The 22,464-nt window shown below is 39.5% G+C and carries 15 protein-coding genes; all 15 read right to left on the bottom strand.

Annotated features, from left to right (window positions below; all coding sequences use genetic code 11):
• Positions 1 to 103: 103 nt before the first annotated feature.
• Positions 104 to 1,468, bottom strand: a complete 1,365-nt coding sequence (locus tag BLR27_RS16670) for a DUF4861 family protein (RefSeq protein ID WP_090706779.1) — start codon at positions 1,466 to 1,468, stop codon at positions 104 to 106.
• 49 nt (positions 1,469 to 1,517) lie between these two features.
• Positions 1,518 to 2,747 (bottom strand): M28 family peptidase, encoded by a 1,230-nt coding sequence (locus BLR27_RS16665; RefSeq protein ID WP_090706777.1) that lies wholly within the window; start codon positions 2,745 to 2,747, stop codon positions 1,518 to 1,520.
• A gap of 116 nt (positions 2,748 to 2,863) precedes the next feature.
• On the bottom strand, positions 2,864 to 5,128 hold the full coding sequence (locus BLR27_RS16660) for a hypothetical protein (protein ID WP_090706776.1): 2,265 nt from the start codon (positions 5,126 to 5,128) through the stop codon (positions 2,864 to 2,866).
• Positions 5,129 to 5,206: 78 nt separating this feature from the next.
• On the bottom strand, positions 5,207 to 6,874 hold the full coding sequence (locus tag BLR27_RS16655; protein ID WP_090706774.1) for a SusD/RagB family nutrient-binding outer membrane lipoprotein: 1,668 nt from the start codon (positions 6,872 to 6,874) through the stop codon (positions 5,207 to 5,209).
• A gap of 47 nt (positions 6,875 to 6,921) precedes the next feature.
• Positions 6,922 to 10,413 (bottom strand): SusC/RagA family TonB-linked outer membrane protein, encoded by a 3,492-nt coding sequence (locus BLR27_RS16650; RefSeq protein ID WP_090706773.1) that lies wholly within the window; start codon positions 10,411 to 10,413, stop codon positions 6,922 to 6,924.
• A gap of 214 nt (positions 10,414 to 10,627) precedes the next feature.
• A complete protein-coding gene (locus BLR27_RS16645; protein ID WP_090706771.1) occupies positions 10,628 to 11,614 on the bottom strand; it encodes a FecR family protein in 987 nt (328 codons plus the stop codon).
• 178 nt (positions 11,615 to 11,792) lie between these two features.
• A complete protein-coding gene (locus tag BLR27_RS16640; protein ID WP_090706770.1) occupies positions 11,793 to 12,338 on the bottom strand; it encodes an RNA polymerase sigma factor in 546 nt (181 codons plus the stop codon).
• Between the two features lie 354 nt (positions 12,339 to 12,692).
• Positions 12,693 to 13,946: an amidohydrolase/deacetylase family metallohydrolase gene (locus BLR27_RS16635; protein ID WP_090706768.1), complete on the bottom strand. Its 1,254-nt coding sequence runs from the start codon at positions 13,944 to 13,946 to the stop codon at positions 12,693 to 12,695.
• A 16-nt stretch (positions 13,947 to 13,962) separates the two neighbouring features.
• On the bottom strand, positions 13,963 to 15,174 hold the full coding sequence (locus BLR27_RS16630) for a PLP-dependent transferase (RefSeq protein WP_221406369.1): 1,212 nt from the start codon (positions 15,172 to 15,174) through the stop codon (positions 13,963 to 13,965).
• Positions 15,175 to 15,197: 23 nt separating this feature from the next.
• Positions 15,198 to 15,938 carry a glucosamine-6-phosphate deaminase gene (locus BLR27_RS16625; RefSeq protein WP_090706764.1) on the bottom strand — a complete coding sequence of 247 codons (741 nt, stop codon included), beginning with the start codon at positions 15,936 to 15,938 and terminating at the stop codon, positions 15,198 to 15,200.
• 74 nt (positions 15,939 to 16,012) lie between these two features.
• Positions 16,013 to 16,477, bottom strand: coding sequence for a RidA family protein (locus BLR27_RS16620; RefSeq protein WP_090706763.1), 465 nt, complete (start codon positions 16,475 to 16,477; stop codon positions 16,013 to 16,015).
• Between the two features lie 71 nt (positions 16,478 to 16,548).
• Entirely contained in the window at positions 16,549 to 18,345 is a 1,797-nt protein-coding gene (locus BLR27_RS16615; RefSeq protein ID WP_090706761.1) for a c-type cytochrome, read from the bottom strand.
• A gap of 35 nt (positions 18,346 to 18,380) precedes the next feature.
• Positions 18,381 to 19,949: a pectate lyase gene (locus tag BLR27_RS16610; protein ID WP_090706759.1), complete on the bottom strand. Its 1,569-nt coding sequence runs from the start codon at positions 19,947 to 19,949 to the stop codon at positions 18,381 to 18,383.
• Positions 19,950 to 19,959: 10 nt separating this feature from the next.
• Positions 19,960 to 21,012, bottom strand: a complete 1,053-nt coding sequence (locus BLR27_RS16605) for an aldo/keto reductase (protein WP_090706757.1) — start codon at positions 21,010 to 21,012, stop codon at positions 19,960 to 19,962.
• A 97-nt stretch (positions 21,013 to 21,109) separates the two neighbouring features.
• Positions 21,110 to 22,456, bottom strand: a complete 1,347-nt coding sequence (locus BLR27_RS16600; RefSeq protein WP_090706755.1) for an AGE family epimerase/isomerase — start codon at positions 22,454 to 22,456, stop codon at positions 21,110 to 21,112.
• Positions 22,457 to 22,464 lie beyond the last annotated feature (8 nt).

Raw genomic sequence — 22,464 nt, 5'->3', positions numbered from 1 at the left:
TTTTCATACATCAATATACTGATTATCAATATATTATGCAAATTAACTTGTATATTTATTCCATAAAAAAGAGGCTGTCCTTTTGAGACAGCCTCATATTTAATTACTTTGCCTTTGTTTCAAATTCACTAACCTTAATGACAGGAGGATTATTATATTTTACACTTTCATCCTCAACATATTTAACAAAATCCTTTTCATTGTTATTTACTTCCCCAAAGCTCCATGCACCTAAAATCATGTATTCATAAGAAAGATCAGCGGTTACAGGCATTTTAAACACATGGTTCCCACCAAAATTCTTGATCGATTTGTATTCGGGCTTATATTTATCCCTTACAACCAAACCGATCCCCTGCCATGGCACTCTTAAAACTTCTTCACCTATATCTTCATCTGGTATCCTGGCTTCCACATCTTTACCCATTGATATGGCTATTCCCTTTTTATTTACGGAAGTATATTCATTCATGATCTTTCTGATCCCGGCTCCAAAATTAACATCGGCATTCGGAGGAAGGAATTTATTGAATTTAGTTTCCACGATGCTCCAGCTTTTACCGGCCATGGCGGTATAATATTGATCCAGCTCATAGAACCCCTTTCCTGAATTCCAGTTGGTGGTAGTCACTTTGATCATACTGCGCAGTGGTCCGTTATAAACAACATCAAATGTATAACGGGTATCATCAAAGGGGCCCTTATTCTTAAATGGAGAATGATAGGCACGTGAAGGGTTTTCCATATCGTTTGGATTTTCAAACACAGCCATCCCACCGGCACCAAAAGTAGTAGCAACTGTCATGATATCAGTTCCCATTTCCCATGGCATATAGTATCCCGACTTATTAGTAGAATATTCATAATAAGCTGTGAGCATAGGGGCTCTTTTTCCATGAAGATCCACATCATGAGGATACCATAGTTTCCATCCCATATCTTTTGACTCCCATAATGGAACCGTATGACGGCCATAATTTGCAATGGCAGCGTGAACCTCATGCTCATACATACCACGCTCATAATGATCTATATAGATGTAGAAATCTCTTGATTCTCTGGCTTTAAGATCCGTCATAAAGAATATTTCATCCCAGATACCATCTTTATCTTTATCATCAACCTGAAGCTCCACATAATGACCATTGGTTTCTTTTCTTCTTACGTAACCGCTATTCTTCTTCAATTCCTCAGCTGTTGGTTCAGGATCTGAGGGTAGAGAAGGGTCAACAACTCCAATCCATCTCTCCGGAATATTCTGAAAAGGAAGACTTTTACGCTGAACTACAACAGGAGCACCTTTAACAGGGATAGCCAGGGGGTTGGTAACATTGATCTTTATACGCCTTGTAGGGGCATAATCCTTACCTTCAGTGTACCAGCCTGATTTAGATTGAGCATTCGCCATTCCCGCTGATAACATGATCACACTCAATACGGCGATCTTCTTTTTAAATTTTAAAAACATAGTATAATTATTATAGTGTATTGTATTTAAGCTTATTAACTAGTAGTATTTATTCTTTATCGATCCTTCTGATGAACTCATCAAACACCAGAAAACTAATTTCCACACAATCCAGCGGCACTTTATCTGCGGTATCGTCAGGGCGATGGTAAACGGGCAAGGTCTTTTCATCATATCCTCTGCTATTCGCATGCAATGCTTTAGCTCCTGATGCTCTGAAAGGCAATGAATCCATTACATAACCATCACCTTCATCAAAAATGGGCTTTGTATCAATATTCAGGTCTTTATGAATTTCACGGATCAAATCTTTTACACCCTGATCTTTGGAAGATATCCATAAATTAGGCCCATAGGTAAGGGAATCAAAATTGAGAACATAGCGTATGTTCTTAAGCGTATTATCGGCAATCCGATCTTCGGCATAATTGTATGCTCCTTCGTAGTTATATTCTTCAGAGTCAGAAGCTACAAATGTGAGTGTATGATTATTTTGCCTTACCGCAGCTGCATGAACAAGCATTAACATCACAATTACAGATGAGGTATTATCATTTGCTCCGGGGGTATTGAAGATGGTATCTGCATGTGAAATTATCAGGATCTCATTTTTGCTTTTACCTGGTATCCTGCCAATAACATTTATTCCTTTACTTTTTGAAGTTCGAACATCAGCACTAATAAATGCCATCAGTTTATTTTGGGCGCTCCGTTCAAGCAATGGTATATCCTGCTTTCCTAAGCCAAAAACCGGGACTGGTTTTGATAACTCCATGTATGGGGATCCCGCAATTGCTTTGCCATATTGATTAATAGAAAAAATGGCCAGGGTCTCAGAACTGAGTTCATCAATAATTGCAAAACCCTTACTGTTTTGTATAAATACACCTCTTATACCTTCATTCGGTGTACCCAAGCCTTTCTTTTGGCAGACTGCTTCAATATGCTGGCCTCCTATAATCAGATCAGAGCTATTCAGGAGTTCCCAATAATCGAAATCATAGATATCATAATTAACATCCGACAAGGAACGCTTCATTTCCTGCAGTATGATCTTTGCACCTTTGGCGTATGCTCTGCTTCCACTTGGCCGTGGTCCAATATCAGTAACAAGTTTTTTAAGTAAACGGATCGTGTAGTACAGCCTTAACTGTGGAGTGGAAACCAGATCAATACCCGACACTTCCAGGGCTTTAGCCCAGGGTCCACTGAATGTTAATAAGGTAATTCCACCCGCCAGACCTATAAATTTACCTCTGGAAATTCCTTGTTCCTTCATTTAAAAAAATATCCCACAATTGACAAAATCACTGGCATTTTAACTATTTAAGTTTAAAAAAAGCCATCCTGTTTTACATTTTAGAACACCGCTGAATGGCTATTTTCTTTTATTGATCAGGGGTTATAAGCAACCTGTAATTCACTTATAGGACCTAATATTCCTCTTGTATTTTTTGCACGTACCTTAATGGAATTCAGACCACTCTGAAGTCCCCAATCCCATGATCTTTGGTCCCTTCTTAACCACTCACCATTATTTACTGCTACAAGAAAACTATCAAATCCACCGGGAGTGAAAGTATCAACTTCTACCTTTAGAACTCCGGGCTTCCGGGTTTCGTTAAGGTATACTTTAGCTTGATTTAGCGGCTGATAAAAATCACTTGCACGATTTGTATATCGCTGATATTCGTCACGTTTAGGGAAAACATCATCGTACCAGTTTAAAAATCCATCCCATCCCCACATGGTATCACCGGTATGAACCGGAACAGGTAAAGGATTTGAAAGGAAATCATTTCGGGGTATTATTCGAAAATGTCCCATGATTTCCAGAATGTGTGTTCCTCCACCCTTTTGAATAGAAAATGGGTTATTGCCCTGACGCTGTGCAACTTTTAATTTGGATACAAGCTCCTCTCCCATTTCAGGTGCAAAAGGACGTTTCCATGTTTCGACACGAGGCATCTGTTCAGCCAGAAGATTGTGAATTTCAAGCAGATTGAAGGGTATACCAGTTTCGGGATTAAAGTAATAGTAATCACGTGTAGAATCCATGTATATCCACTTATTCAGCTGGTTAGACCAAACTTCTGTCACTTCATGTCCGCTTTCTCCTTCACTATGAATATTAATATGCCTTGCCTGATATCCCATTGAAAGCAGAGCCCCAATTAAAGCCTGGTTAGGATAAAGACACATTTCAATCATTCGCCTGCCCTTAAAAAAAGGTCCGTTAAGCTGCGGCATTCCTGTACCTTCTGCAATTACCGGACTTACTGTTACGTTATTCCAATTCCAGGAATAGGCATCGCTTGTGAGCGGTACCCTGTAGGCCCAGTTAAGTAAACGCATCATCACTTCGAATTCTGAATCAGCACCTTTAACGATCTTATCCAGCTGATGATCTTCTCTGTACTTTTTCAGGTCCAGATGGTTTAAATTCTCGTATGAAAAAGGATAAGAAGGCTCCACAATTTTTCCGTTGTTGATTACCTGGGCCTGCAACCCTGTCCCTTTATTCAATGATTGGTCTTCCCATGTTGCTGTAAAACGAAACCTTCTGATCAGGGGTGTCTTGAGGGGGTCGCTTGTTGAAAGTTCAGCCTTCCATTGCATATAGTGCTTATCGGCAAGAGAATACTCTCGTCCTCTTTCCAATGGCTGCCAGGCTGTCCAGGACTGATCTCCGATAACAGGACTTGATCCAAAACGAATGAAAGCTTTAGCCAGGGTTTGGGATGGCTCTTCAAAATCAGGCCATAAAGTCATTTTCAGATTAGCAGAACTTCGTTTTAATGGATTATCTCCGTTTACCGGGTCAATTAAAGGTGAAACATATTCACCTGAAGACAGAAAACGATCGATGCTTAATCGAATTGAATATTCACCGTCAATCAAATCCATAGCACCAAGTCGCGTATCAGTCCAGCTCTTTCCCCCGTCACTGCTTTTCAATGAACGATTCGGACTTGTACGGGTTAGTGAACCACGTTTAAATTCATTAATGTGAGCAATAAGTATCCTCCAGGAAGTTGAATCGCTCTCAGTCCACATGAGGATCTCATTTTTCCCTTTCCGGAGCTTTTCAACAGGAACATCTACATAAAACCATCGGTCTAATCCTGCCATATCGATATATTGCCTTGCCTGAGGATAGGCAATGATCGAAGCAGGTCTGATGAACTTTTCACCATTCAAAGATAAATGAAGCGGTTCTCTGTTTCCCTTAACCTCCATACCCTTGAACACAAGTCTGGCAGAAGTTGCAGCAGGATTTTCAATCTCCAGGATCTTTTTTATGATGATTCCTTTCTTTAAATCTTCCACCCACTCAACAGGGCCTTTGGTATACGTTTTATAGCCCTCAGGAAGACCGGCAGCAGGAGCATCATCCTCAATGAGTTCAGTGTCCTGAAGTCTGATTATTTTTTTATTATTATCAAATTGAAGTTTGATCAATTGTGCCTGACTTTCAATACTGGCGGCATCAAGTTCAATTTCTTTTACCCGAAAATCAGGATTGTTTTTTTGATCAGCGACAACAGTGGCTCCGCTAAGCCTCTTGAAATTTGATTGGCCATTACTGACGATCTGTGCGGAGACGGAAATTACGGTGAAGCACATAACAATAAGAAAAAGAAATACTACTTTTCTCATTGTTACGTGCTTTGAATTACCGTGTGTAAATAAATTATTCATTGAAAAAACGATGTCATTTATAAACACATTTATAAATTAATCAACCGGAATTGGATAAGATGCCAAAGGTTTAGCATCCCACCAAACCCTGGTTGCATAAGTATCCGGGCCACCCAATAGTGCCAAAGCGGCCTCTGTTGCTACTTTATTAGTTGAATAAGAGTTTGGCGGATAGATCAATCTTCTTGCCAGCTGAGTCCTAGTTAGAACTGGATTTGCAGACTCAATAATGGCATAACCTCTGGGATAACCAGTTCTACGGCGTTCAGCCCAGGCTTCTGTGTCGTTCATAGGAAACAGCGCAAGCCATTTCTGAGTGATGATCTGCTCTAATTGTCTCTCAAAGCTACCTGCTGTCTCATAAAGTACCGGGATATCAGAAACCGGCGGACTGTTTCTTACGTCAGGATTACCAAATCTATCCAATGGTTTTGCAGGCTTTTTAGTGCTGTTAATGTATGCATCAACTACCGCATCTGAAGCAGTTGTCCTGAACTTAATGGATGCTCTGATTCCTTCATTATAAAACTGCTGTGCTGTTCCACCCATATTCCATCCTCTCAGAGCTCCTTCAGCCCTCAGGAAAAACACTTCTGCAGCTTCCATAATATGATCGGGCTCATTGGTTCCTCCGTTATTTATAGGCAACCATCTTTTTCCAACATATGAATATTGTAAATCAAGGTTGGTACCCCTTTGAGATGATGGGTTACCATTCCTAAATCCTACCAAACCCCCAAAAACAGCACTGGCGGGAGTTAAACGTCCGCAGCAAGGTTGAGTATAAACCGGAATTCTGGGATCCTCATATCCATTCATAAGACTAGCAACAGTAGAGCTAAGTACAAATTCACTGATATAAGTAATTGTACTTAGTTTATTTACGTTTGTACCGTCTATTTTAACCTTTGAAAGCGCATTATCCGCATTATTTACGATAAAACCCTCAGGAGCAGCTGCAGCTTTTTCAGCCTCTTGCTTTGCTTTTGCAGGTTCAATATAAGATATCCGTATAGCAAGCCTCAGACGTAAAGAGTTAAGAAACTTAAGATTCTTTAACACATTTCCATCGTAAACAAGATCATGGGACCCAGTGCTTATAGCGAAAATTTTGGTCGCCGGATTTGCTGCTCTCAGGTCTGCTGCTGCCTCGTCTAATATCTTGAAGAAATCAAAATATATGTCCTTCTGTGAATCAAAAGCAACACTGGTTTTACCATTACCAAAATTGGAATAGATAATTGGTCCCCAATAATCAGTCTGACGGTGATATAATGCAACTTTCCAGATCTTTGCGAGTGCATTCTCGGGCTTCAGGTTATTTGCAGCAGTATTTTTAAGTACTAAATCAAGTTGATTCGCTGCAGCTCCATAAGCAGTGTTCGAATAAAACCCTTCCATTAGCAAGTTTGACCAGCTACCCGGACCGTTATAATTGGAAGATGCAAAGTTAGGATGTATTGTAGCATGAAACTGAGAGTACTCACCAGCGAAAAGATTGTTCCCCTGATACCAGGCACGCATACCAAAATGCTGAGCTTCAGCAAATGCAAATCCAACCATACTCGCATCCATCTGCTCTACTGTAAGCTGTGCTCTGGGTGTGTTGAGATCATCGAATCGGTCAGTGCACGAAACAGTGCCCAACATAAGCAGGATTACCAGCATAGCAACACTACTCTTTATATAATATGTTATTTTCATGATATTAATATTATATCTAATTAAATATTATTAATTCTAAAATTTTCTTAAAAATCTACCTTGAGGTTTAAACCAAATGTTCTTTCAGTTGGTGGAACATAGGTTTGAAAACCTGCTGATGCTGTACCTGCTCCCGAAAGAATTTCCGGATCCCAGTTACCTGTTCTCTTTAAAAAGAACAGATTCCTTCCAACTAATGATAACTTAACACCCGAGATAAATCCGACTTTACTCAACATTGATTTAGGGAAAGTATAACCAAGTGTCGCTTCTCTGACCCTGGTATTAGTGGCACTTACAATAAATGCTTCACCAATCGGAGCATTTCTTCCACCTATTGTTCTCCAAAATGTTTGTGAAGTTATAGCAGTGGTATTTGGCGCACCAGAAGCAAGAACACCTGTTTCATTTGGAAATAAATTCTCTCCGAACACTAATCCTCCATCTCTTCCAGCAAGCGTTTCCTTGTTAATTCCTTCTCCATATAAAAGTCCGTCTGTTATGGAGACCATGCTACCACCCTGTCTGTGCTCGATCAGGAAAGCAAAATTAAAATTCTTATAAGAAAAATTATTTGTAATGGCACCCATCCAGTCAGGGTTAAAATTTGCAGCTAATACGGATCTTCCCGCAGTCAGGGTTGGCATACCATTAGCACCAACAATTACATTACCCTGAGCATTTCTTGCCCATCCTCTGGTATAAATATTACCAAATTCCTGTCCCTGAGCCACAACGAAATCAGACATATATGGATCACCGCCAACAATAATACTTGGACGATCATCAGATATCTTATTAACCCAGTTTTTATTTTTTCCAAAATTACTGCTGATATCCCAGGTTAAGCCATTCGCATTCCGGACTGGTGTAGCGGATAGAACAAGTTCAATACCTGTATTCTGAACATCTCCCCCATTGGTAAAAAATGAAGCAGCACCTGAACCTGATGGTAAACTAACCGTAAACAACTGGTCAAAAGTATTCGTTTTGTAAGCTGTGATATCAAGTCCTAAACGACCGTCAAATAAGCGGGTATCAAGTCCAATCTCATAGCCCTCGGTTGTTTCAGGTTTAAGATTTGCATTTGGCAAAATAGCACCTAAAGTTATGAAACCGTAGTTTCCTCCTGTTCCGGAAAAGGAAGCAGATCTGCTTAACTGATAAGGAGAAGCACTGCTACCTACTTTTGCGTAAGAAGCTCTCAGCTTTGCATATGAAATTACATCAGGAAGCCCCGGGATCATATCTGTAAGAATCGAGGAAATACCTACAGATGGGTAAAAATATGATCGGCTATTTGCTGGAAGAGTTGAACTCCAGTCATTACGACCGGTAACATCAAGATAAAGATAATTCTTCCATCCAAAATTACCTGAAAAGTAAAGAGATTGTAGTTCTTGTCTTGTACTTGGATTAAATGCACCCTGTGTAAGGGCAGTATTACCAAATGAAAAGAAGTTAGGAATAATAAGTCCTTGTTGTGTACTTGCACTAATACTTCCTGAACCATCTGTTTTTCTTAATGTACCACCAACCAGGGCTGAAACATTTAGATTTTTCGTTATGTTGCTATTGTAAGACAAGAGTGCATCATGGTTCCAGATTTGACCCGGGCCTGAAATACTGGCACTATAACTACCGAAATTATCCTGACCACCTCCATAAGAATCAATCCAGGCCTTTCTCTCAGTAGTGCTGGATCCGCCATCAAAGGATGTCCTGGCCATTAATTTTAACTTATCAGTAAAATCAATTGTCAATGAACCCAAGGCAATTATGCGATCTGTTGTTTCAAAATTAACAACACGGTTCATGATCCAGAATGGGTTCCTCCCAATTGTAGATCCCGGATTCCAGTAATTTTGCTTGTTAGCACCTGACGCATCGGTATATTCAAATTGTCTCAAATCACTAATTAAAATATTACGTGGCATACGGTAAATATTCATGTAAGGATTATTGGCCGCATTATCACCGGTTCCGTTTTGATTATCTATTTCGTTCCGGATATAATTTAATTTGGTATCGAGCGAAAGCCATTTTTTCAACTTGCTGGTCACTCTGACAGATGCATTATCCCTTCTTAATTCATTATTCTGCATCAATCCCTTTGCATCTTCCCTGGTATAAGAAAAAGCAGTTTGTGTAGTTGCAGAACCTGCTGTTGCATTTACGTTATGAGTAATGTAGGTTGAGTTCTGGAAAGCATCTTTATAATTATTGGGCTGAGGAGAAAAAGCAACCTGAGTTCCAGCTTTACCCGGTGCAGCTGACCAGTGATTGACCATTTGACCGGTCATTTTTGGACCCCAGGATTCTTCAGATGTTGCATTATAAACTCCTGTAACACCTTGCCCATACTCACTCTGTGGCTCGAAATAATGAAGAGGTCTTCCTGTCTGGAAGGTTTCATTTACACTAATTTGAACCTGTCCCTCTTTACCTTTCTTGGTTTCAATAATGATAACACCATTCTGAGCAGCACTACCATACAAAGCCGCAGCGTTTGGACCTTTCAATACGTTAATCGATTCGATATTATCCGGACTAAAATTAGCTATCGCAGTACTCATAGGAACACCATCTACAACATAAAGTGGTCCACTGTTTCCGGAAATTGAACGGTTTCCTCTAAGAACTACACGAGCTGCACCACCTAAACCTGTACCAGCTGTTTCAATGGTCATACCTGCTACTTTACCCTGCAAGGCATTCACCACATTCAAAGTACGTGTTTCTGTAAGTTCTTTTGCACTTACACCCTGAGTTGCATAAGTCAGAGATTTTGCTTCTCTCTTAATACCCAAAGCCGTAACCACAACCTCTGTTAGCGATGTGGAGGATGGATCAAGGGTAACATTTAACGTTGTTTGATTATTAACTACAACCTCTTTGGTATTATATCCAATGTAAGTAAAAACAAGTGTAGCATTATCAGGAACATTCAATGAATAACGACCATCAATATCTGTGGATGCTCCGATTTCACTTCCTTTAACCTTTACGCTTACACCAGGAAGGGTCTCTCCCTTTTGATCTTTCACCTGTCCGCGTACTACAATATCAAGTTCACGGATTAATTTATCATTCAGAATCAGAGGGCTGGGATCCAGGTTCTTCTTTTCCGAACTGATGATCATGATCCGATTATTCACCTGTTTGAAGTCAAGAGATGTATTAGCCAGCATTTCCTGTAAAAATGCAGCCACCGACTTTTTTGAAGAGGGTATTTCCAGTTTATCAATATCCTTTACATCGGCATAGCGATACATGAAATGAAAAGGGCTTTGCTTTTCAATTTTTTGAAACGCATTTAACAAAGACTCATTTTTGAGCTCCAGTCTGATTTCAACTTCATCCATAGCCTGACTTTTTACCGGCGGGGCAGAAAATAGCTGGATGGATGTAGTTAAAACAATAAAAAGTGCCAGTCTTAGCTGCATAATTAGTAGAAATGTTTTTTCAAAAAATAACCTGAGATTATATCCTAACAGGTTCTTTTGCTGATGTTCAGCATTAAGTGTAAAAAAAATCATAGTTTTACCTCGTTTTAAAAAGTTATCAAATTGCCTGATAGATTATCAGGCAGGATTTAAAACACTATTGTTTTCCGATAGCAGTCGAAAAACAACTTCCCCTCTGAAATATCTGAACCAACAGAAATTCAGAGGGTTTTTTATGGTGGTAATTCTTTATACATAGGCTTTTTATTAATTTATTAAAAGTTTATTGTATCCTATTAAATATAAGCTACTTTGAGCTAATTAAGACTTCCGATTTTTCCACATCATATGTGAATTTTGCATCATTAAATTCTGCAATACTGTTCAATATTTGCTCAATCCTTTCTCCTTTCAAAACGGTTGTAGTAAAACGCTTTGATTTGATCTGCTCATCAGAGATCAGTATTTTAACCTGGAAACGTTTCTCCAAAAGCTCTGCCGCTTCAGAAATAGTTACATTACTCAATAAAAGATCATGGTCCTTCCATTCAAGATATTCAGACACGTTAACTACCTTTTGAATAATATTTTCATTGGTCTTGTCATAGGTAATTTGCTGATTAGGAGTAATAACACTTATGGTCCTGTTATTTTGATCTTCAACTTTCACTTTACCTCTGCTTACAGTAACTCTGACATCAGGTTCGTCTGACCATGCATTAATTTCAAATGCAGTTCCAAGAACAGTTGTTTTCAACTTACCCGTGTGAATGATAAAAGGTTTTAAAGAATTGTGCTTCACGTCAAAATATGCCTGACCATCCAAATAAACTTCCCTGTTTGACAAGCCATCAAAACTGGAAGGGTAATTTAGTTTGCTGCCATGGCTTACAATCACTGTACTCCCATCAGGCAATTGAATTAATCGGTTCTCTCTGACACTGGAAAATCTCGAAATGACTGAATTTTCATTAAGGTGTTTATGATCGATAAAATACAGGTCGCCAGCTAATACAATAAACATAACAGCTGCAACAGATATAACTGAGATCCAAATTTTACGTCTAAATGAACGTTTTCCCTTAACTCTACTAGTCTCAGAAGAAATAATATTCCTGATATTATTATCGATCTCGTTCTTTAATTCAGACTTCTGATCTTTTGTTAAAGTATTCAAAATTTCAGGCTCCAGATCAAACAGATTATAATGCCTTAAAAGCAACTCACATTCCTCCCCGGAAGCTTCTTGCCTTAGGTATTTATTTAATAACTGTAAAAAGTATTCTTTGTCCATGTAACAAGTTCAAGTACAAGCTTTTCAATAAGACCCTAATATTTAAAAATGTCCCATTATATATTAAAATATTTTTCGGAGATCTTATAAATGTTAAATTCCGGGTACTCAGAGAAACGGACAGAATAATTAGAAGACTGGAATTTTCAAAAAACACAGGTAAAATTCCTTTGGATGTTCAGGGTAATAGAGTAATCCTCAATTGCTCAATGGCCTTACCTAATTGATTTTGAACGGTTTTTCTGGAAATTTGCATCTGACTGGCAATTGTTTTTGTTGGCACGTCATCATGAAAACGTAATCTGAAAATTTGTTGTCTTTTAGGCGGAAGCTTTAATAACAGAGCTTCATATGAACTGTAAAATTCCTGCCATAAAATATTAGAATCGGCATTCTCATTATGAGCTGGAATATTATCAAGAAAATCAAAAAAAGGAGTCAGGTTCTTATTTTTTGCAGCAAGTTTAAACACCTGATTCCTCACCGATATACTTAAATAAGCTGGCAAATTATTAATAGGGTTTTGTCTGTTAATCCAGATACTGGCAAAGATTTCCTGAACGATATCCTTTGACTGCTCGGAGTCACCTAAACGTTTGTAAGCATTGGAATATGTTTGTTCCCAATACTTATTGAACAAAACATTAAAAGCGGATCTATTACCCTGTTGCAGCTGGAGTAAAAGCATTCCATCATTCTCAAATTCGGGGTTAATGTTTTCCATTTTACAAGCTTTTAAAACATGATAATGTTATTCAAAACTATTCCAGTATTACTTTTGCTTGCCGACAAAATTGTTTAATTATGGGTATTTATGATTGAATACTTATTAAAAAAACTCTGTTTAAATTAAAATCAATAAGATTAAAAATCAGTATTCAATTTTAACTCTGAATATTCTTTCAGGCAGGATAATTTAAAACGGTTTATGGAAATTCTATTTTTTCAATATCCCTCTCTCCTTTAAGCGTTTATATTTATGATGTAATTTACGTTTACGTACCCGAAAATGCAAATCATTTTATTATTTTTTTATTTTGAATAAAAACACCAAATATTATTTAAAAAAGGTAAAATTTTATTTTGCTGGGCGAAGTATTCCGGCGATAGCATTCAGATCATACACGATCTTCCCATCTCTGATGGTCATTTCACATTCAAATTTCTGCTTACCGTAATATTTATTCCCAGCAACATCTCTGAAACCAAAATTTCCGTTACGCATACTTATGATCGCAATATCTGCTACTGAGCCTTGAGAGAGGTTCCCAAGTTCTTCTCTTTTTATAACCTGTGCGGGAGTCCATGTACTTGCTTTTATCAGTTCAGGGATATTCATTCCCATTGAGAGAAAAATAGATAAAACATTCATTTGATCCTTCATGGCACCATTTACACTACCCTGGTGCAGGTCTGTACCCATAGTATTTGGATAAAACCCTGCCTTTAAAGCAGGTAATGCCTGGTTGAAGTTGAAACTACCCCCGCCGAAGCCTACGTCGAATATAATTCCCTTTTTCTGAGCTTCCAGAACAAATGGCTTAAACTTGCGTGTCTTGAGATCTACGATTGGATCAACTACACCCCGGGATGATTGAATAAAGGTGTGCGTATAAATATCGCCGGGGCGGAGATATTTTGTAAAGAGCTCTTCAATTGAAAAATACAGGCTATTCAGATCGATCATGACAGGCATATTGGCAAATTTACCTGCATCCACGCCTCGCTGAACCGGGGTCCATTCCGAGCCAGTAAAATGGGCTACCTTAAACCCTACCACATCATTTTTATGGGCAAGCGCAGTGTCAGCAGTTCTTTTCGCATCCATATCACTAACATTTTGCTCATACTTCTCAATTCCTCTCATTCCCTCTCCCACAATATTCAGCAATGACAGGACTCTGGTTTTTGAAACATCAATGATATTCTTTTTGAATGTTCCAAATGATCTCCACCCTGCTCCACCAGCATCAACAACTGTTGTTACTCCGGAACGAAATGTAGATTGATCAGGCAGTACTGCAACAGTTCCACCGCTTAGATAACTATCCGGATCAAAACCATAAAAAACATGTGCATGAATGTCTATCAGACCGGGTGTAACATACATTCCCCTTGCATCAATGACCTGCTGAGCCATTAAAGTATCAATATTCCTGGCAACACGGACTATCTTATTATCCTGTATTGCAATATCCATCACTTCATTTATATTATTTTTAGCATCTATTACATGTCCCCCCTTTATGAGTAAACGATAAGGTAACTGCGCCTGTACTGTGAAAGTAAAGAGGATCAGAATGGAAAGAAAGATTGATATTTTACGGGTCATGGCAGTACTATTGATATTATACAGATGCTTTAATTAATTCTTCGGTAAATCTTTTTGCAACGATCTTTTCCTCCCCGGCCTGCATCATCCATACAGAAAGTATCATGGCATCATTAATGCTTTTGGGAGCTTCAATAGATGGTTCACCATTGCGAAGGTTCAGAGTCATATCCTTGGTACTAAGCTTTATAAGTGTCTGGTCCCATGATATTCTTAATGTAGGAGTAACATTGGCTATTGGCGGAACAAAGATCTCTGCCTTTACACCCTTCACTTTGGTAACTGCCTTTAAAATAACATTTGCACGATCTTCCCACATTTTCCATTCTTTACCCTGGTCAAGATTAATGAAGCGATCTAATGCGGCATACATACCAAAGACCTCTTCCTTATTGACCTTCATTCCACGACCGATATTGCCTCCTCCCGGAGGAGCACTCAGACGAGCAGCTGCAATAATTTCCTTCCTGCCCATCAAAATCCCGGCACTCTGCGGACCGCGGATAGCCTTTCCTCCTGAAACACAAACCACATCATAGCCCATATCATTGAATTTCCAAAGATTTTCAACGGGAGGAACATCCGCAGCGATATCAACCATTGCTGGTATTTTATGCTTTTTAGAAATAGAAAGCCACTCATCATGTCCTATTTTACCCCATGGAGCTGCTTCATTGTAGAACCAGGTCATAGCGGTTTTAGAATTGATCGCTCTCTCATATTCTTCCACCGTTTCTACGAAAACCCGCTTTATTCCAGTATTGGTTAAGGCATGGTCATAAGAACCGCTATGTGTTTTCTGCAGGATCACTTCATTACGTTCAAAATCAGCAACATCAGGCAACCTGGCCACTTTGGTCTTATCCATTCCTGTGAGGATCCCAGCAGTTCCCAACACCAATGCCGACCAGCAACCGGAAGTAACCATAGCAGCTTCAGCATGGCACATAGCTGCGATCTTCTCACCTACCTTGTCCTGCAGGTCATTATACAGTACATATTTTCTTGAAACCGAATTTATTGCCTCCAGGACCTCATCGGCCATTAATGAAGCCGTATGGGTGGTGTAAACTCCATAAGCATTTATGAAGGTTCTCAGTCCTAATTCCTTGATCAGATCCCTTTTAACAAGGGAGCTTGCAGCATTTGCCGGATTTAAGGGAACACCTGTAAGTCCGCCAGCCAGTGGTGCTACAGATAAATATTTGATCAGGTCTCTACGTTTCATGATGACATTATATAATGGTTATTCTAATTATTTGAAAGCAAGGATGCAGAAGACTTATCCAGAAAGAATAAACAATTAGCATGTGTCTGTAAAATACTCGCAGGATCATTATTACTAACCTTATTCTCCAATGTGTTTTTAACAGCCTCAGCCTTTCTGCTATCCGGTACTGAGCAAATAATCATTTTTGATTTGCATATCTGTTTGATCGACATGCTTATTGCCTTCTTTGGAACTTCTTCCAGAGAAGGAAACCATCCTTCATTAAACTGTTGTAAACGACATTTATCATCAAGATTTACGATAATATACGGTGAATCAGTATCAAAATCAGCAGGAGGATCATTAAAAGCCAGGTGCCCGTTCTCGCCAATTCCAACTAATGCAACATCGATCGGGTGATCAGTGATGATCTGATTTAAACGCTGACATTCTCCTTCAGGATCAGTTTCACCATTAACCAGATAACTAGCTTTCAGCGGACTTACCAGATTTAAAAAACGTTCCTTCAGATACTTTCTGAAACTTGCAGGTGCTGTTTCAGGAAGGCCGATATATTCATCCAGGTGAAACATCACCACTTTGGACCAATCTATATTTTTATCCTCAACAAGATTCTTTAAAGTTTCAAACTGGCTTGCACCTGTAGCAAGAATAACATTCGCCTGTCCTTTCTCCTTAATTGCATTAATTATTCCCTCTGATGCTGCAACTGCAGACACTTTTCCTAATTCGACAGGATTATCGGATATTACTATATTCATAAACTATTTAATTATTAATCAATTGCTACTTGGTCCGGCGTAATTTAAATTACCTCTATTTATTATCTGAGAGCTTATTTGCGTGCAGTTACAGTGATCTCAATTCTTGCAGGGCCGATAAGGCTTTTTATACCCATGATAGAACGGGTTGGACGTGGCTCATTAAAATAGGTACGATAAACAACATTCATTCGCTCAAAAAGTTCCATATCTGTCAGGTAAACCTGTACAGAAACAACATCCTTATAATCCATATCGGCTTCCTTCAGGATCACACCGATCTTATCCAGTGCCTGCTTAACTTCGGTTTCAAATTCTTCAGGAATAACACCGGTTTTTGGATCTTCACCACTGAATCCGGCTACATAAAGAGTACCATCAACCAGAATTCCCGGAGTGAACGGTAGTCCACGGTTATAGCCTTCAGGCATAATGTTTTTTCGCTCGGTGCTAACTTGTTTATTTTCAGTTGAAACAGTCCCTACACAGGACGTTAATCCAAGGATGAGCAAAGAGCCTAATAAGATATTTGATTTCATTTTGTTATTGATTTATGTTGTTAAAACTAATGTACTAATAAATATAATATGCCTGCCTTAAAGAAGATCCGTTAAGGCTTTGTTTTACTTCTTATTTTACTGACTTCCAGAGTACTTACTGCACTGGCTTTATTACCGAAACTCTGCCGTAAATAAGTTGAGATGGATGCAATTGCATGGTCATCCAGAATATTGGAATGTGCGGGCATTAAACCCTGCCATGTTTGGCCATTTACCTTAATTTCACCTTCCAGGCCATTCAGGATAGCATTGATCAGCCTGGTCTTATCTCCTGTTACCCAATCAGATCCGGCAAGCGGAGGAAATCTGCTGTCATCTCCCTTACCATTACTCTGATGACAATTTGCGCAGTAAGTTGTGTATAAAATACTCCCTGCCAGCCGATCTCCTCTCTGAAGATTATCCTTCACTACATCAGGTGTTTTGATATAAGATCTTTCTTTACGCAGTTCCATCTTTGCAAGTTGTGCTTGTCCGAATCTATGTTTATCACCCTTATACATAACCCTCCAGATCTTGCCCTTGTTTGATTCTGAAATGTATAAAGAACCATCAGGCCCGGTGGAAAGTCCCATAGGCCTGTAAACAGCATCGCTTGTATTTACAACAGTATCAACACCGGTAAAACCATCAGCAAAAACCTCCATTTTGCCATTTGGTTTGCCATTTTCAAAAGGGACAAAGCAAATAATATATCCCGCCTGTGGGTAAGGCGACCGATCGGTAGAACCATGAAATGCAACGAAGGCACCACTTTTATATCGCTCGGGAAACTGATCACCCTGGTAGAACAAGACATCCATTGGTGCCCAGTGACCAGGAAAACCAATCGCCGGAACATCAAAGTGTGCTGCTCTGCCAATGATTTTACCATCACCACCATATCCTGGCTGCAGCACATTCTTCTTTTGTAACTGATCATAATAAGCATAAGGCCAGCCAAAATCTGAGCCTTCAGTAACTTTCAACAATGGTTCAGAAGGAAGAACTGCAGCCTGCCATGCCGTATAGAGGTCGGGATAAATAGTTCGGAAATTATCAATACCATTCATCACGGCATACAAATGATCATCAGCATTATTCCAGGCCATACCTACCACACTACGGATACCTGTTGCAAATTTATACCCGTCCTTTTGTGTCTGTCCGGTTTTATTTGCATCAAATCGCCATATCCCGGCATGATTGATCCGTTCTGGTGATGGATCCAGTCCTTTACCCCCAGGTATTCCGGTAGGCCCGTATTTGGTCATATCTTGACCGGCGTCCGAAGGAGATCCGAAAGGAACATACATAAATCCTTTTTTATCGAATGCTAGAGGCTTGGTTGTATGCCAGTTCTTTGCAACATTAGGATCAAGATCTGTAAGAATAACTTCTGTTTTACTGTCAGGAACCAGTTTACCCGGACTTAATTTATTTCGAAGCACCTGATTTACGGTGCTTGTATACAGGTAGCCATTGTGAATAGTCACACCTACAGCAGAGCTGCCTACATCCTTATAATCACCAAAATAAACGATAGAATCTGCCCGTCCATCTTTATTGATATCACGTAAAGCTACTGTGCCTCCTGAACCATTCATAGCCCGGTTATAGGTCAACTTTACATAAATATCTCCATTGTCATTCACAACAAGATGTCTGGCCTTACCAATACTATCTACAACTACCAATGCCTCAAAATCATCCGGTAAAAATAGTCCTCCGTTATCAGCCGAAGCCTTAGGTAAAGTGGTGGAGATCTTTGAACAGGAATATACCAGAATAATGATCAGTGCCAGTACAAGCTTTAAACTGCTGATCCTGGTCCTGAAAAATGTCGAAAAGGACTGAAATAAAATCATTCGATATATCTGTTTTAATTTTAGAGTTTTGACTATTAACGCTTCAGGTATTTGATCAGCAAGCTCATATTCTTTTCGTATTCTCTCGTTGAAATATATTGTTGTTCTGATGCATCAACTATACCTTTTCCATTCTCATCACTCAATTTGGCTGTATTCATTTCTTTACCATCTGCAGTTACAGAATAAGGTCTGCTTATCTGAATGTGCTTTACAAGCCAGCGATCCTGATCCAGAGATCCGATGATCGTATTAATGGCCGCTTCATTTGGAACTGGGCCATTAACCGAACCAGATATCAATTGTTTTTGGGGTAAGGAGCCGTCTTCAACTGTTCCGACCTTTAAAGGCGAGTTTTTAACAGCCTCTTCAACCGGAAGTGAACTTATTCTTTTATACTCATCTTTCAGGTGCTGAATATTGATATTGGCTTTACCGCCATAATGTGCCAGAAGGTTTTTATCATCATAGTCATGCCAGTAATGACCATCACTCACCCCGGAACCTTTTCGATGCGCATAAAGACCTTTATTGGTTCCGATTTCAATAAATGTGGCATGAGTACGTGTACCTCCTTCCCTTTTATCCTGAGGAAGCATAGAGCTTTCAAGCCATTTTATGGCATCCGGGATACGGGCAAGGAATTTACTGTCGCCAGTCAACTGATAGTATTTTAACAAAAGTAAGACATGAGTATAAGTAAATCCGGGCATTAAGGCTGCAGGCTCATAACTACGTGCATAGGTCGGCTGAAGGTCCATATTGTATTGCTGCCCCCATCCGCCCTGGGGATTTCCCTGCTGGGTGATCAGGTAAAAATTCATACCCCGTCTGATGGGATCCAGAAAACGTTCTTCTCCTAGTGTTGCATAACATTGGATAAGAAAATCAATGTTTCCGGAAATCACTTCATCATTAAAAGTGTAAAAAGATGTATAATCATCCTTGCCATTTTTGGGATGGTTATTCTTTAATGGATAACGCTGTGGCCATCCACCAAGGGGATACTGACTGTCAATAATTAACTGTATTGCTTTATCCAGAGCAGGTTTAAATTTAAGGTCCATCTTCTGCAGATAGATTCTCAAAAGAAAATTAGCTGGCCCTGAGGTATTTGAATCATCGAAAGTGGTATTATTATAATAGTAATAATACTCTTCAAAACCCCATGCATTCTTACCTATTGTATTATACCATTGTTTTAAAGACCGGTCGCCGGCAAAGTCGATCATGTAGTTCCATCCCCCCTCGGGCCGCTGTCCCCAGATAAGTGCCGATGCTACTTTCTCTGCAGCCTGATAGTAATACTCATCACCTGTTGCGTTATAAGCATCAAGAAAAATATTGCCCATACTTACCGTACCCGGATCCTGAACCCATATCTGGGTCTTGAACCCTTCCAGTTCCCCCCAACGACGGGAAAAATCAGGTAAATAGTGCGCAACGTAACCACCATTGGTACTAGCCTTTTCAACCATGAACTTAGTGGCACTAAGCATTGCAGAACGGACATCCGGATTGAGATTTTTGGGCTGGGCAATACCGCTCTGGACTATCAGAAATGAAAGAGCAACAGCAGAGAAAATGGACCTGAAAGTTGACATCCGGATTTCTTTAATAGTTTACAATTTTCTTTACGCTGGCAATTTGCTTATCAGTAAGGATAAGCTTACCTGCTGCTGCATTTGATTCAAGTTGTTTAACACTGGAGGAAGATGGAATTATTGGACCCATTCCCTTCATTGTCAGCATGTAGGCCATAACAAGCTGACTGAGTTCAACTCCCATTTCGTTTGAAATAGATGCAAGTGCATGTAGTTTACTCATATTTTCAGGACTTGTCTTCGCTTTCAGGTCTCCCTCATCAAATAAACGATCGCCCGGACCAGCATTTACAGGATTAAGATACCGGTTTGTGAGTAGCCCTCTTGCCATCGGGCTCCAGCCAATGAATGATATACCCTGTTCGGAGGCATATTCCATAACACCTTTATCTGCTTCAGCCTCCCCATCGAGCAAATCAAATTGATTTTGAACAGCAAGAATCCGGCTTCTGACAGTCATTTGAGACTGAACAGACTGAAAGGTTTTAAGAATATCAACACTAGCATTTGAAACGGCAAAATAACGTATAAGATCCTGTTTTACCAGATCTTCAATTGCTGATAGACTTTCTTCAGGAGGGGTTGTTCCGTCAAATCTGTGAAAATAGAGAAGGTCAATATGATCAGTTTGAAGCCTTTCAAGACTGGCATATACTGCTTCCATGATATTTCCTCTTGAAAGCCCGCAATGATTCGGGCTCAAACCGTCCATTGTGCCTGCCATTTTTGTAGCAAGCACCACATTGCGCCTCTGGTCGGGATGTTTTTTAAACCACTTCCCTATGATCCGTTCAGAATTTCCGGATGCATTATTATATCTGTTTGCAGTATCCCAAAAAGTAACACCAAGGTCTATGGCCTTGTCAAGAATACCAAAAGATTTTTTTTTATCAATTCGGGAATCATCCCCACTTTCCGGATAACCCATTTTCCATGTTCCAAGACCGATATTTGAAACTTTAAGTCCAGATTTACCCAGAGTGCGGTAAGGCATCTCATTAAAGGTATTTACTTCGAAAGGAGCATTATAAAATGCCTGACCAGGATATTCTTTTTTACTCATCAGAGAATTATTAGGTTATGTTTCTTTACCGTTTCCGGTTATTATATTTTGTTTAAAGCCAGCACATCTGCAAAGCAGATTTCCAGAAAAATTTATTTTATGAAAAGATTCCCGAAGGTTTTTCTCCTCTTTTTAATATCCTGTCAATAGCAAGAATCGATACCATTAACTGACGGGGATAATGATAATGTTCGGCACGAACACTGGTATGCTTTGCCATCTTCCGATCACCACTATCAATGATAAAAGCATATTCCGGACGAACATATTTCTCTCTTACATAGGCTTCTGTACGGGCAAAACAGTTCAATGCCCATTCATCACCAGTATGTTCAATTAGGATCAGTGCACCTATCAGGATCTCTTCCTGTAACCAGCGCAATTTATTCAATGTCCAGGTATTAGTACTGACATTTTCAAGAACATGAAAATGGCCTCCATAGATATCATCCCATGCAACATCCACATGCCTTTTAAACTCCGCCGAGGCTCTTTTGAACAGGTTTGCATCTTTTATAAGCACTGCATAATTCATTACGAAAGCCAATGTTTCACAGCCATGACCGATATCTCCAAACTGTGAAGCCACCGGATCCGTAAGCGGACTCAGATCGTGGGCCAGTGCTTCATTTAACAATTTAAATTCAGGGTTTAGATGATGATTCATGATCGCATCCACACAACGGTCGGCCAATGCTCTGATCTCCTTATCAGGATACTGACGCAGCATTTGTGTAGAAAGACTTAGCAATATCATCCAATGGCCCAGAATCCGGGGACCTGCAACTCTGTTTTCTGCTTTATAGGCATAGGTAAACTCAGGCCGGTCGTAACGTTCTACGGCCTTTAAAATAATATCTTTTGCCTGATCAAAATATCGCTTATCACCAACAGCCTTTGAATATTCCGCTAAGCCTTCAGCAACAAAAAGGTTTCCATAAATATCTCCCTCAACATCTCCAACCGGAACACCCTCTTTGGAGAATGAGGAAATATAATAAGTACCATCTTTTGGCAATAATTTTAATATAAAATCTTTCGATTTTGTGGCAATTTCAAGATAACGGGGTTTCTTTTCAATATTGTTATAGAGAAATGAATACATCCAGATACCTCTTCCTTCAAACCAGGCACGTTTGCTGGTATTGATAAGTTTCCTGCTAAGAATGTCAATAGAACACATAAATCCACCTAGTTCATGATCAACCACATAGCTATCCATATTGGGAATGAACTTACCCAACAGGGCTTCCATATAGGTTTGACGTAGCTTTTTCAGGTTAAGACCTGAAATCTTACTAATTTCTGCTGTAGTTTCAATGCCATTGGCAGATGCATCGGTTGTAATTAAGGAAACTCCAAGGGTCCCTGCACTAATAATTCCCAATCCTGCAATTGAGTTCCTTCTTAAAAAGTCTCTTCTTGAATATTCTTTATTCATCATAAATTAAA

Source organism: Daejeonella rubra, assembly GCF_900103545.1.
GTDB lineage: Bacteria > Bacteroidota > Bacteroidia > Sphingobacteriales > Sphingobacteriaceae > Daejeonella > Daejeonella rubra.
This window is presented reverse-complemented; position numbering and strand designations above follow the sequence as displayed.

Coding starts and splice junctions, on each gene's coding strand:
- BLR27_RS16620 (WP_090706763.1), bottom strand. CDS start 16,477: ATGAAATCAAATATCTTATTAGGCTCTTTGCTCATCCTTGGATTAACG.
- BLR27_RS16640 (WP_090706770.1), bottom strand. CDS start 12,338: ATGGAAAACATTAACCCCGAATTTGAGAATGATGGAATGCTTTTACTC.
- BLR27_RS16600 (WP_090706755.1), bottom strand. CDS start 22,456: ATGATGAATAAAGAATATTCAAGAAGAGACTTTTTAAGAAGGAACTCA.
- BLR27_RS16605 (WP_090706757.1), bottom strand. CDS start 21,012: ATGAGTAAAAAAGAATATCCTGGTCAGGCATTTTATAATGCTCCTTTC.
- BLR27_RS16615 (WP_090706761.1), bottom strand. CDS start 18,345: ATGATTTTATTTCAGTCCTTTTCGACATTTTTCAGGACCAGGATCAGC.
- BLR27_RS16670 (WP_090706779.1), bottom strand. CDS start 1,468: ATGTTTTTAAAATTTAAAAAGAAGATCGCCGTATTGAGTGTGATCATG.
- BLR27_RS16610 (WP_090706759.1), bottom strand. CDS start 19,949: ATGTCAACTTTCAGGTCCATTTTCTCTGCTGTTGCTCTTTCATTTCTG.
- BLR27_RS16660 (WP_090706776.1), bottom strand. CDS start 5,128: ATGAGAAAAGTAGTATTTCTTTTTCTTATTGTTATGTGCTTCACCGTA.
- BLR27_RS16635 (WP_090706768.1), bottom strand. CDS start 13,946: ATGACCCGTAAAATATCAATCTTTCTTTCCATTCTGATCCTCTTTACT.
- BLR27_RS16650 (WP_090706773.1), bottom strand. CDS start 10,413: ATGATTTTTTTTACACTTAATGCTGAACATCAGCAAAAGAACCTGTTA.
- BLR27_RS16665 (WP_090706777.1), bottom strand. CDS start 2,747: ATGAAGGAACAAGGAATTTCCAGAGGTAAATTTATAGGTCTGGCGGGT.
- BLR27_RS16630 (WP_221406369.1), bottom strand. CDS start 15,174: ATGAAACGTAGAGACCTGATCAAATATTTATCTGTAGCACCACTGGCT.
- BLR27_RS16625 (WP_090706764.1), bottom strand. CDS start 15,938: ATGAATATAGTAATATCCGATAATCCTGTCGAATTAGGAAAAGTGTCT.
- BLR27_RS16655 (WP_090706774.1), bottom strand. CDS start 6,874: ATGAAAATAACATATTATATAAAGAGTAGTGTTGCTATGCTGGTAATC.
- BLR27_RS16645 (WP_090706771.1), bottom strand. CDS start 11,614: ATGGACAAAGAATACTTTTTACAGTTATTAAATAAATACCTAAGGCAA.